Origin of the sequence: Methylorubrum sp. SL192 (assembly GCF_026672325.1) — a bacterium.
GTDB lineage: Bacteria > Pseudomonadota > Alphaproteobacteria > Rhizobiales > Beijerinckiaceae > Methylobacterium > Methylobacterium extorquens.
On record NZ_JAPPQV010000003.1, the window covers coordinates 2436309 to 2448164 of the forward strand.

The 11856-nt window shown below is 69.4% G+C and carries 8 protein-coding genes; 6 read left to right on the top strand and 2 right to left on the bottom strand.

Annotated features, from left to right (window positions below):
* Nucleotides 1-196 precede the first annotated feature (196 nt).
* Nucleotides 197-754 carry a metallophosphoesterase family protein gene (locus OVA30_RS12280; RefSeq protein ID WP_268175580.1) on the top strand — a complete coding sequence of 186 codons (558 nt, stop codon included), beginning with the start codon at nt 197-199 and terminating at the stop codon, nt 752-754.
* Between the two features lie 9 nt (nt 755-763).
* On the opposite strand, the gene murI is transcribed toward OVA30_RS12280, so the two are convergent.
* Complete coding sequence (murI, locus tag OVA30_RS12285; RefSeq protein WP_268175581.1) at nt 764-1639, bottom strand: glutamate racemase; 876 nt, start codon at nt 1637-1639, stop codon at nt 764-766.
* Between the two features lie 210 nt (nt 1640-1849).
* On the opposite strand from murI, the gene egtB reads away from it, so the two are divergent.
* From egtB to OVA30_RS12300, 3 genes are all read left to right on the top strand, one after another.
* A complete protein-coding gene (egtB, locus tag OVA30_RS12290; RefSeq protein ID WP_268175582.1) occupies nt 1850-3112 on the top strand; it encodes an ergothioneine biosynthesis protein EgtB in 1263 nt (420 codons plus the stop codon).
* A 57-nt stretch (nt 3113-3169) separates the two neighbouring features.
* Nucleotides 3170-4147: an L-histidine N(alpha)-methyltransferase gene (egtD, locus tag OVA30_RS12295; protein ID WP_268175583.1), complete on the top strand. Its 978-nt coding sequence runs from the start codon at nt 3170-3172 to the stop codon at nt 4145-4147.
* Between the two features lie 276 nt (nt 4148-4423).
* On the top strand, nt 4424-6565 hold the full coding sequence (locus OVA30_RS12300) for a M10 family metallopeptidase C-terminal domain-containing protein (protein ID WP_268175584.1): 2142 nt from the start codon (nt 4424-4426) through the stop codon (nt 6563-6565).
* A gap of 49 nt (nt 6566-6614) precedes the next feature.
* Here the strand turns inward: OVA30_RS12300 and OVA30_RS12305 are convergent, their stop codons facing one another.
* A complete protein-coding gene (locus tag OVA30_RS12305) occupies nt 6615-7055 on the bottom strand; it encodes a DUF779 domain-containing protein (protein ID WP_268175585.1) in 441 nt (146 codons plus the stop codon).
* 221 nt (nt 7056-7276) lie between these two features.
* On the opposite strand from OVA30_RS12305, the gene OVA30_RS12310 reads away from it, so the two are divergent.
* Complete coding sequence (locus tag OVA30_RS12310; RefSeq protein WP_268175586.1) at nt 7277-9964, top strand: nitrate reductase; 2688 nt, start codon at nt 7277-7279, stop codon at nt 9962-9964.
* Between the two features lie 187 nt (nt 9965-10151).
* On the top strand, nt 10152-11609 hold the full coding sequence (gene cysG, locus OVA30_RS12315; protein WP_268175587.1) for a siroheme synthase CysG: 1458 nt from the start codon (nt 10152-10154) through the stop codon (nt 11607-11609).
* The last annotated feature ends 247 nt before the right edge of the window (nt 11610-11856 follow it).

Genomic DNA, 11856 nt, shown 5'->3' on the forward strand with positions numbered 1-11856 from the left:
TGCGCATTTCGACACATCCGCGGTGATTAGCCTGCCAATTGATTAGCTGCGGCTCGCGGATCGGCATCATTGTACCTTTTGTTATTGTTTGCGATGGAGGCCCGGCCGCGTCAAGCGAGCTGGGAACGTCGCGCCCGCGGATCCGTACACGTCCCGCCGAGCCCTTCGAGTTGTCTCACATCTTCGTGAAGAACGCATGGCAACCCTCTTCATCGCCGACACCCATTTCGGCGACGCCCGGCTCGTTGAGCGCCGACGAACCGGCTTCGCCTCGGTGGAGGCCCATGACGAGGCGCTGATCGCCCGCTGGAACGCGCGCGTCGCGGCCGCGGACGAGATCTGGCATCTCGGCGACTTCGCTGCCCATGCCAGCCGCGAACATTGCGCCCGCGTCTTCGACCGGCTCAACGGCATCAAGCGGCTGGTGCGGGGCAACCACGACAGCAACCGCGTGCTCGACCTGCCCTGGGCCGAGCCGCCGGTGGAAAGCATCCGGATTTCGGTGTCGGACGCGGCGGGCCGGTCCTGGCGCCTGTTCCTCGCGCACTACGCCCACCGGGCCTGGCCCGGCCTGTGGCGCGAGACCCGGCACCTCTACGGCCACACCCACGCGACCCTGCCCGACACCACCCGTTCCTGCGACGTCGGCGTCGATGCCTGGGATTTCGCGCCGGTCGATCTCGCGGAGATCATTGCTCGGCAGGATCGGGCGACGCTGGTGCCGGAGGAACTGGCGGCGTGGGAGAGGCGCTGACGGCCCGTCTCAGCACAGCGTCAGCGGCATCGCCTCGATCACCGTCTCGGACAGGCCCCGCCGCTCCAGCGAGCGGCCGAGCGCCGGGTTGAGCCCGGCCCCGCCGGTGAACACGGCGCAGGCGGGCGGCGCGTCCAGCGCGTGCGCGGGCATCTCGCCGAGAAGCTGGATCACCCGGCGGGCGATGGCCGGGGCCGGGTCGATCCAGGTGACCGGCCACGGGGCGAGGCGCTCGAAGCGGGGCAGCAGCAGCGGGTAGTGGGTGCAGGAGAGGCAGACCACATCGGTGCGCGCGCCGTCGGGCCCCTCGACGAAACAGGGCGCGATCTCGGCCAGGATCGCCGCGTCCGAGACCGGCTCGCCGGCCATCTCGGCCTCGGCGTAGCCCGCGAGGTTTTTGGAGCCCACCAGCGTCACGGCGCAATCGCCCGCAAAGTTCGCCACGAGATCGTGGGTATAGGCCCGCGCCACGGTGCCGGGGGTGGCGAGCAGGGAGATGAGGCGGGTCCGCGTCAGCGCGGCGGCCGGCTTGATCGGGGGGACCACGCCGACGAAGGGCGTGACGAAGCGCTGGCGCAGGGCCGGCAGCACCAGGGTCGAGGCGGTGTTGCAGGCGATCACCACGAGGTCGGGGGCGTGACGCAGCAGCAGCCGCTCCATCACCGCGATCACCCGCGCCACGAGCCTTTCCTCGGTCAGGGCGCCGTAGGGGAAGGCCGCATCGTCGGCCGCGTAGACATAGGCCGCGTCCGGCCGGGCGCGGCGCACCTGCTCCAGCACGGTGAGACCACCGAGGCCGGAATCGAAGACGAGAATGACCGGCTGAGAATTCTGGGCCGGCAATGCCGCCGAAAGGGTCGCCCCTGCCATCAGATCGATCCGCATGACCGCCGCCCGGGCTCGCGCATCCGTGGAAACCGTGGGGGAGCGAGTGTCCGTCGGCGACGGTTAAGGACATCTCACTGCGGCTGCAAAAAGGCCGCGCTTCGGGCCGGGTGCGACAAGGGGTGCGACGAACAGCTTGGCGGGCCTCCACGTTGTCATTCGACATTCGGCGTCTATTTCCGGCGCGCAACGGAGGAAGAGATTCCAACAATGGCAGCCGGCGCAGCACGTCTCACCCATCCTGAGAGCGGCGCGGCCTTCCCGCCGCCCCCGCTCGACGCCCGCCCGATCGACCGCGACGCCTGGATCGCCGCCTTCCGCACCGTGCGTGAGGAGACCGAGCGCCGGGCCGCACCGCTCTCGCCCGAGGATCAGCAGATCCAGTCGATGGAGGATGCGAGCCCGACCAAGTGGCACCGGGCGCATACGACGTGGTTCTTCGAGCAGTTCCTTCTCGGAGACCATCAGCCGGGCTACCGCCTCTTCGACGAGCGCCTGCACTACCTGTTCAATTCCTACTACGTGCAGGCCGGTCCCCGGCAGCCGCGCTTCATGCGCGGCATGATCACGAGGCCGACGGCGCAGGAGACCGCCGCCTACCGCGCCCATGTCGATCGCGCGGTGTCGGTCTGGCTGCGCGAGGCCTCCGACGAAGCCCTTGCGCGGGCGCTGCCGATCCTGGAGATCGGCCTCTATCACGAGCAGCAGCACCAGGAGCTGATGCTCACCGACATCCTGCACGCCTTCGCGCAGAACCCGCTCGATCCGGTTTACGACGCGCGCTGGAGCCTGCCTGCGGCGCAGGCATCCGCCGGCCAGTCTGCCCTGAAAAAAGGCATCACCCAGATCGGCTACGATGGTCATGGCTTCGCCTTCGACAACGAGAGCCCGCGCCATGACGTCCTGATGCTGGAGGCACGCATCGATCGCGGCCTCGTGACCAACCGCGACTGGCTCGCCTTCATGGAGGACGGCGGCTACGCGCGGCCCGAACTCTGGCTCAACGACGGCTGGGTCGCGCTCCAGCGCGAGGGCTGGGAGGCGCCGGGCTACTGGCGGCGCGAGGCGGATGGCTGGTCGACGATGTCGCTCGCTGGCCGCAAGCCCGTCGATCCGGCGGCCCCCGCCGCCCATGTCAGCTACTACGAGGCCGATGCCTATGCCCGCTGGGCCGGGCGCGACCTGCCGACGGAGGCCGAGTGGGAGGTCGCCGCCCGCGACGGCCTGATCGACGACGCTTTCGGCCTCGTCTGGCAATGGACCCGCAGCGCCTACGGCCCCTATCCGGGCTACCGGCCGGTGCCCGGTGCGCTGGGCGAGTACAACGGCAAGTTCATGTCGAACCAGTACGTGCTGCGCGGCTCCTCGGTCGCGACCGCGCAGGGGCATGCGCGGGTCGGCTACCGCAACTTCTTCTACCCCCATCAGCGTTGGCAGTTCACGGGCCTGCGGCTCGCCGATGCTGGGAGCTGAACGCACCCGCTCACCTTGTCCGCACACCCGTCTGCCCCGCTGTCCCGGAGAAGGCCTTTGACGATCGATCCCCGCATGACGGATTCCCACCGAGCCGAACCGGTTACGGAAAACGGCGTGTTCCTGGCCGATGTCTGGGACGGCTTGGCGGCGAGCCCGAAGGCGCTGCCGGCCAAGTATTTCTACGACGCCGCCGGATCGGCCTTGTTCGAGCAGATCACGGCGCTGCCCGAGTACTACCCGACCCGCACCGAGCTGCGCATCCTCGACGAGCGCGGCCCGGCTCTAGCTAGCCTGTTGCCGCAGGGCGCGGCGCTGGTGGAGTTCGGCAGCGGCTCGACCGCCAAGCTGCGGCGCCTGCTGCGGCACCTGCCCGGCCTCTCGGCCTACATCCCCGTCGACGTCTCGGGTGAATTCCTGACGGAACAGGCGCAGGCCCTGCGCGGCGATTTCCCCGATCTTGCGGTCGAGGCGGTCGTGGCCGATTTCACCCGGCCCTTCGCCCTGCCGGACGGCATCCGCGATCGGGCGCTGGCTGGCTTCTTTCCCGGCTCGACCATCGGCAATTTCGAGCCCGGCGAGGCGGCGCGCCTCCTCGACGTGTTCGGGCGCATTCTCGGCCCGGGCGCGACGCTGGTGATCGGCGTCGATCTCGTGAAGGACCGCGACGTGCTGGAGGCGGCCTACGACGACGCCGCCGGCGTCACCGCCGCGTTCAACCTCAACCTGCTCCACCGCATCAACCGTGAGCTGGACGCGGCGATCGACGTCGAGGGCTTCACACACCGCGCGTTCTTCAACGCGCAGGCCTCGCGGGTCGAGATGCATCTCGTCAGCCGCCGGGCGCAGAGCCTGCGCGTGGCCGGGCGCAGCTTCGCCTTCGCGGAGGGCGAGTCGATCCACACCGAGAACAGCTACAAGTACACACTCGACGGCTTCCGGGCGCTCGCCGCCCGCGCCGGCTGGGCCTCGGTTGAGGCCTGGACCGACCGGGACGGATTGTTCTCGGTCCACGCGCTGCGGCGGGATGCCTAGGGCGCCTTTCGACGAATCGGCCACCGGTTCGTCGAAAGAACGCGCGTCACAGCAACGGCTTGGAGGTGTGACCCGACCCCACGTGGTCGGGCACGGCTCTCGGCTCGCCCCGCCGGCCGCCGCGTCCGACGCGGGGTGTGGCCCGCGCGTGACGACCGCAGACTGCAAAGCGCGATCGATAAAATCCGCAGTATCTAAACTATCAAAAAGCAGTTTTTGCGTGGTGTTGTCGCCCCAGGGTTCGCCGCACGGTCCGCGGCATGCCAGGGGCAAGACATGGTCGAAACCAGTATCTCCGAGAAGTCAGACAGCAGCTTGATCAACGCTGTGCTCGCCCCCAACAAGTGGGACGCGACGACGCTCAATTACGGCTTCCAAATTCAGGACATCGACCAGAACGGCATCTCGGACTTCAACGAAGGGCAGTGGCGCGGTTTCTATAAATCGATCTTCGACAACATTTCGAGTTTCACGAATCTGACATTCCGTGAGACCTCGTTCGAGGAATCCACGCTCGGGCAGATCCTGACGGTCGGTGGCGGCGGGTCTTCGTTCGATCCGCATCCGGGAATGCCCAACGGTAATACCCACACGTCGGTCGGGATCCAGGGCACCGTCGCAGAGGCGTCGGACGTGGTCTTCCGGGGGCAATGGTCGGAGGTCTGGTATCACGAGATCGGCCACAGCCTCGGCCTCGATCACCCGTTCGAGAGGCCGGGCGCCATCGCGGGTGTCCGATCGGATGCTGATCTGGGCACCAACTTCATCAACTCGTCACTCTACACCGTCATGTCGTACAGCCCTTTCGCATGGGGCGAAGACAATCCTTGGACAACGGCCAAGGACGCCGGCAAGACCTTCATGAACGCGTCGGTCGGCTCCTATATGCCCATCGATATCGCCGCCCTGCAGCACCTGTACGGGGCCAAGGCAGCCAACACGGGCAACACCGTCTACACGTTCGGTGACGATCTCCGGACGAATGCCGGCTTCAACACCATCTGGGACACCGGCGGCGACGACACCATCCGGTACGTGGGCAGCAGCCGCGCAAAGATCGACCTGCGCGCCGCCACCCTGGAGGACGAGATCGGCGGTGGCGGCTTCGTCTCCACCTCGGAGCAGCTGACCGGCGGGTTTCTGATCGCCAACGGCGTCGCGATCGAGACCGCGATCGGCGGATCGAAGGACGACATCCTGCACGGTCACGACGGCGACAACACCCTGATCGGCGGAGCGGGCAACGACACGCTCTTCGGGCATGCCGGATTCGATATCCTGGAAGGGGGTGCGGGGAGCGACCGGCTCGACGGCGGCGAGGGCATCGACGCAGCCCGGTTCGCCGGCCAGAGCCGGGACTACGCGATCGTCTACGACGCCTCGACCACGGCGGGCGCGTTCGCGGTCAAGCACATCGCCACGGGCGCGCTCGACACGCTCGCCTCAATCGAAACGCTGGTCTTCGACGACACCGCGCTGGAGTCCCAGGGCGTGTTCACCCACCTCGAAGCCCGGGTCGGCGCCCTTCCGTCCGGCAGCCAGAAGTTCGAGCTGGCGCTCTCGCCCGAGGCGGACGACCCGATCGCGACGGACGTCGCGGACATCGACGGCGCGTTCACGGCCAGCGCGACGGTGCTGTTTGCGGATCTCGCCGGCGGTTCCTGGCAGCGCGTCTTCGACTTCGGAAACGGGCCGGACTCCGACAACATCTTCCTGGGGCAGGTCGGCCGCTCGAGCGACATGGAGTTCACGGTCTTCAACGGCGGCACGGCGGCCAGCATCGTCGCCAGGGGCGCCATCGTCGAGGGACAGGAAGCCGAGTGGACCGCCGACGTCGATGCCGGCGGCTGGATGCGCCTGTTCAAGGACGGCGCGCTGCTGGCCCAGGGCCAGGGGGTCGTGCCGCGGGACATCGAGCGGGCCAACGAGTTCGTCGGCAAGTCCAACTGGTCCTGGGACACGCCGTTGATCGGCACGGTGAGCGATCTGACGGTGACGGCGCACAACGTCATTCCGGAGATCGACGGCGCCTTCACGATGTTCGCCGAGGCACGCTTCGACAACCTCGGCGGCGGCCACTATCAGCGCCTGTTCGACACCGGCAACGGCCGGGACAGCGACAACATCTGGGTCGGCCAGGTCGGGAACGGCGACGACATGGCGTTCGAGATCCTCACCGGCTCGGTCAAGCACCAGATCACCGCTCACGACGTGATCGTCCAGGGCGAGACCGCGGACTGGCAGGCCAGCGTGACGGATGGCGGCTACATGCGCCTGTTCAAGAACGACCACCTCGTCGCCGAGGGGCAGGGCGCCGCCCCGCTCGACGTGACCCGCGCGGACGACCTGATCGGCCAGTCCAACTGGACCTGGGACACGCCGCTGATCGGCAAGGTGAGCGACCTGTTCTTCGTCTGATCCACCGCTCCCGTCCCGAGAGCCGGCCACCGGCTCTCGGGACCACGTGCTACAGGCGGCAGGCGCCCGACAGGGCCTCGTTCTCCGCGCTCGTGAACAGGCGCGAGCGGATGTGGAAGCGCTTCTCGCGGCCGTTCTCCAGGGAGAACATGCCGCCGCGGCCGGGCACCACGTCGAGCATGATGTGGGTGTGCTTCCAGACCTCGAACTGCGAGCGCGAGATGAAGAAATCCGCGCCGCCGACCTGACCGAGATGCACGTCACCGTCGCCGGTGATGAAGTCGCCGACGGGGTAGCACATCGGCGAGGAGCCGTCGCAGCAGCCCCCCGACTGGTGGAACATCACCGGGCCGTACGCGGCCTTCAGCTCGTCGATCAGTTCGAGCGCGGCCGGCGTTGCGGTCACCCGCAGGGGTGTGCCGGCATTGTCGGCCTGCTCGGCGGTCACCGGCTCGATCCGCTCGGCAGCGGGGATCGCGGACTCGCTCATGGTTTCCTCTCCTGATGGGTCTTGTTGGGCTATCTGAGGCTGAGGCAGCAGATATCCATGCGGCTTGAAGCGCGCGCGAGGATAGCAGACGGGCCCTGATCAGAACCGTCTGAGACGGCTTGGCCTTTCGGCCACCTTCAGGTGGCGTGAGAGCGAGCGGCCCGACTTTTGCGACCCCTGACGAAACGTCCGTGTGGCGAAAAATCCGCCGAGGATTCGCGATGTCTCAGCCCGCCCCCGATCTCGCCGCGCCTGCGGTGAAGACGACCTGCCCCTATTGCGGCGTCGGCTGCGGCGTGCTCGCGAGTCCGGACGGGCAGGGCGGCGTAGCGATCGCGGGCGATCCCGAGCATCCGGCGAATTTCGGCCGCCTCTGCTCCAAGGGCTCGGCGCTCGGCGAGACGGTCGATCTCGGCGACCGGCTGCTCGCCCCGACCGTCGATGGCCAGACCGTGAGCTGGGAAGGCGCGCTCGGCACCGTGGCCGGCGGCCTCCGGCGGATCGCCGAGCAGCACGGGCCGGATGCGATCGCCTTCTACCTCTCCGGCCAGATCCTGACGGAGGATTATTACGTCGCCAACAAGCTGGCGAAGGGCTTCCTCGGCACGCCGCATGTCGACACCAATTCGCGGCTGTGCATGTCCTCGGCGGTCGCCGCCCACCGCCGCGCCTTCGGCTCCGACACGGTGCCCGGCTGCTACGAGGATCTCGACGAGGCCGACCTGATCGTGCTCGTCGGCTCCAACGCCGCGTGGTGCCACCCGATCCTGTTCCGCCGCATGGTCGATGCGCGGGCCAAGCGCGGCACCAAGATCGTCACCGTCGATCCGCGCCGCACGCAGACCGGCGAGGAGGCCGACCTGCATCTCGGCCTCCAGCCCGGCACCGATGCCGCGCTGTTCTCCGGCCTGCTCGCCTATCTCGCCGGTCAGGCCAAGCTCGACGGACGCTTCATCGAGGCGCACACCGCCGGCTTCGAGGGCGCCCTGGAGCGCGCCCGGCAGATCGCGCCAGACGCCGCCGCCACCGCCCGCGCCACGGGGCTTGCCGAGGCCGACGTGCAGGCCTTCTTCGAGCTGTTCGCCCGGACGAAGCGCGTCGTCACCGCCTTCAGCCAGGGCGCGAACCAGTCGGCGCAGGGCACCGACAAGGGCAACGCCATCATCAACTGCCATCTCGCAACCGGGCGGATCGGCCAGCCCGGCATGGGCCCGCTCTCGCTCACCGGCCAGCCCAACGCCATGGGCGGACGCGAGGTCGGCGGCTTGGCCAACATGCTGGCCGCCCACATGCACTTCGCGCCGGAGGAGGTGGACCGGGTGCGCCGCTTCTGGAAGGCGCCCAACATCATCACCGGCGAGGGGATGAAGGCGGTCGCCCTGTTCGAGGCGATCGAGCGGGGGAAGATCAAGGCGCTGTGGGTGATCGGCACCAACCCGCTCGTCTCGATGCCGCGGGCCGACCGCATCCGCGACGCGATCAAGGGGCTCGACCTCTACGTCGTCTCGGAGGCCGTCGCGACCAGCGACAGCGCCCGCGCGACGGGTCAGAAGACCGTGCTGCTGCCGGCGCTCGCCTGGGGCGAGAAGGACGGCACGGTGACGAATTCCGAGCGGCGCATCTCGCGCCAGCGCGCCTTCCTGAAGGCGCCGGGGCAGGCGCGGGCCGATTGGGCGATCCTTTGCGACGTCGCCCGCCGCCTCGGCCACGGCGAGGCCTTCGCCTACAATTCCGCCGTCGAGATCTTCCGCGAGCACGCCGCGCTCTCGGCCTTCGAGAACGACGGCACCCGCGACTTCGATCTCGGCGGCCTCGCCGAGATCGACCGGCGCGCCTACGACGTGCATCTGCCGATGCAGTGGCCGGTGCCGAAGCGCGGCCCGGATGCGAAGAAGGGCCGCGCCCGGCTCTTCGCCGACGGGCGCTTCTACACCTTCGATCAACGCGCCCGCTTCGTCGCGGTGCAGCCGCCGGCCCTGGCACAGCCCGTGACCGCCGAGCGCCCGCTCGTGCTCAATACCGGCCGCATCCGTGACCACTGGCACACCATGACCCGCACGGGCAAAAGCCAGCGCCTCTCGGCCCACCGCGCCGTGCCCTTCGTCGAGATCCATCCCGACGACGCGGCCCGCTACCGCCTGAGCGACGGGGGCTTCGCCCGCGTCGCGACCGATCTCGGCAGCGCGATCCTCGAAGTCACGGTGACGGACGCCGTTCTGCCGGGCTCGATCTTCGTGCCGATGCACTGGAGCGACATGACCGCCTCGGATGGGCGCGCGGCGGCGCTGGCCCGCGGCATCCCCGATCCGGTCTCCGGCCAGCCCGAACTGAAGGCGACGCCGGCTTCGGTCGAGGCCGTGGCCTACCGCTCCCGCGGCTACCTGCTGACGCGGGACGCCCAGGCAGCCCCCGCCGGCTGGTGGTGGGCGCGGGCGACCGTCTCCGGCGGCTCCGGCCTGATCTTCGCGACCCAGGAGGGCTCACGGGAGATGGCTTTGTCCGTGCGTGGGATGTTCCCCGGCCACGAACTAGCCGAGTACGTTGATCACGCCCGCGGCCTCTACCGCTGCGTCGTCACGCGCGACGATCATCTCGTGGCTGCGCTCAGTGTGGCGCCAGGCGACCGGCGGCCGGATTGGGAACTCGCCAAGGGGGTGTTTGCCGCCCCCGACATCGAGGCGATCGACCGGCGCACCCTGCTCTCGGGCCGGGCGGCGACGGCCTCGACCGGGCCGGTGGTCTGCGCCTGCCACGGCGTCGGTCTCGATGTCATCACCGCAACCATTGCCGCCGGGGCCGGCTCGGTCGAGGCAGTGGGCGCGGCCTGCAAGGCGGGAACGAATTGCGGCTCATGCATCCCCGAGATCCGCAAGCTGCTGTCGCCGGCGCTTGCGCGCAGCGCCGCATAGGGGCACCTTCCCTTTCTCCGTCCCACTCTCGCCCTCATCCTGAGGTGCTGCGAAGCAGCCTCGAAGGAGGTTTCCAGAGAGCGGAGCGGCATCTGGAGCCCTCCTTCGAGGCCTCCGCTACGCTCCGGCACCTCAGGATGAGGGGAGGCGGGGTGGAGTCACGAGACGAGTCGCATACGAAAAAACCATGAGCACGCCCCGCCAACCCCGCGAAACCCGCGCCGGCCTCGAGCCGCTGGCGGTGCTGCCCGTGTTCGTGCCGCTCCAGGACAAGCGGGCGGTGCTCGCCGGCTCCAACGGCGGCGCCCCCTGGAAGGTGAAGCTGCTCGCCGCCGCCGGCGCCCGGGTCGATGTCTATGCCGAGGAGCCGAGCGAGGAGTTGCGCGGCGTGCCGGGCGAGATCGCCGCCGGCTCGGTGACGCTGCACGAGCGCCGCTGGACCCCGGAAGACCTGCAGGGCGCGGCCTTCGCCATCGGTGCCATGGAGGACGAGGAGGATTGCGTCGCCTTCGTCGCGGCGGCGCGCGCGGCCGGCGCCATCGTCAACGCGGTCGACCGGCCGCATCTGTGCGACGTGAAGTTCGGCGCCATCGTCAACCGCTCGCCGCTCGTCGTCGGCATCTCGACCGAGGGCGCCGCCCCGGTCTTCGGGCAGACGGTGCGGGCGCGCATCGAAGCGATGCTGCCGCGCGGCTTCAAGCACTGGGTCGCGGCCGCCCGCGACTGGCGCGAGGCGGTCTCGGCCCGCTTCCACGGCTTCTCCGAGCGGCGCGGCTTCTGGGAGCGCTTCACCGACCGCGCCTTCGCCGAGCCGGACCGCACCCCGACGGAAGCCGACCTCGCCGACCTGATGGGCCAGGCCGAGGCGCTGCCCCTCGGCGGCGCGGTGACCCTGGTCGGGGCCGGGCCGGGCGATGCCGAACTGCTCACCCTCAAGGCGCTGCGGGCCCTGCGCAACGCCGATGTGATCCTCTACGACGACCTCGTCGCCCCCGAGATCCTCGACTATGCCCGCCGCGAGGCCCGGACCATGCTGGTCGGCAAGACCGGCCACGGCCCATCCTGCCGCCAGGACGACATCAACGCGCTGATGGTCTCGCTGGCGAAGTCCGGCAAGCAGGTGGTGCGGCTGAAATCCGGCGATCCGCTCGTCTTCGGCCGGGCCGGCGAGGAGATCGAGGCGTGCGAGGCCGCGGGCATTCCCTGCACCATCGTTCCCGGCGTCAGCGCAGCGCAGGGCGCAGCGGCCGCGCTCGGCGTCTCCCTGACCCATCGCGACGCGGCCCGGCGCCTGCAATTCGTCACCGGCCACGACCGCCGCGGCGCGCTGCCCGAGGATCTGAACTGGAGCGCGCTCGCCGACCGCAGCGTCACCACCGTGGTCTACATGCCCAAGCGCACGCTGCGCGTCCTGCTGGAGCGGGCGGTCGCCGAGGGGCTGGCGCCCGAGACGCCGGCCCTCGTCGTGTTCAATGCGACCCGAGCCAAGCAGGCGACGGTGGCCGGCACCGCCGCCGACCTCGCCGAGCGGGTCGAGGCCTCGGGGCTCGAAGGCCCGGCGTTGCTGATGGTCGGCGAGGCCCTGCGTCTGCACAACGCCCGCGGCGCGCACCAGGACGTCGAGATCCGCGCGGAAGCCTCCTGAACCTGCTGCGAAGGCTCGTGCGACGCTAGAGCATCCTGCTGGATGCTCTAGACTCTTGTTTTGCATCATCTTTTTCGAAAGCCGGCAACCACCTTTCGGGATGATGCTCTAAGCCTTGCGGCGTCGCGCGGGCTTGCGGCACGCCCCGGCTCTGTGATGTGAGGGGCATTACCCGACACGCTCGGACCGCCGCTTCCCCTTTCGGCGATGCCTTGTGCCGGGCCCTTTCCATGCGGCCGCCGCGCCC

What these genes read in the sequence shown, in the direction of transcription:
- OVA30_RS12300 (WP_268175584.1), top strand. Translation starts at nt 4,424, where the DNA reads ATGGTCGAAACCAGTATCTCCGAGAAGTCAGACAGCAGCTTGATCAAC.
- OVA30_RS12305 (WP_268175585.1), bottom strand. Translation starts at nt 7,055, where the DNA reads ATGAGCGAGTCCGCGATCCCCGCTGCCGAGCGGATCGAGCCGGTGACC.
- egtB (WP_268175582.1), top strand. Translation starts at nt 1,850, where the DNA reads ATGGCAGCCGGCGCAGCACGTCTCACCCATCCTGAGAGCGGCGCGGCC.
- OVA30_RS12280 (WP_268175580.1), top strand. Translation starts at nt 197, where the DNA reads ATGGCAACCCTCTTCATCGCCGACACCCATTTCGGCGACGCCCGGCTC.
- murI (WP_268175581.1), bottom strand. Translation starts at nt 1,639, where the DNA reads ATGCGGATCGATCTGATGGCAGGGGCGACCCTTTCGGCGGCATTGCCG.
- OVA30_RS12310 (WP_268175586.1), top strand. Translation starts at nt 7,277, where the DNA reads ATGTCTCAGCCCGCCCCCGATCTCGCCGCGCCTGCGGTGAAGACGACC.
- cysG (WP_268175587.1), top strand. Translation starts at nt 10,152, where the DNA reads ATGAGCACGCCCCGCCAACCCCGCGAAACCCGCGCCGGCCTCGAGCCG.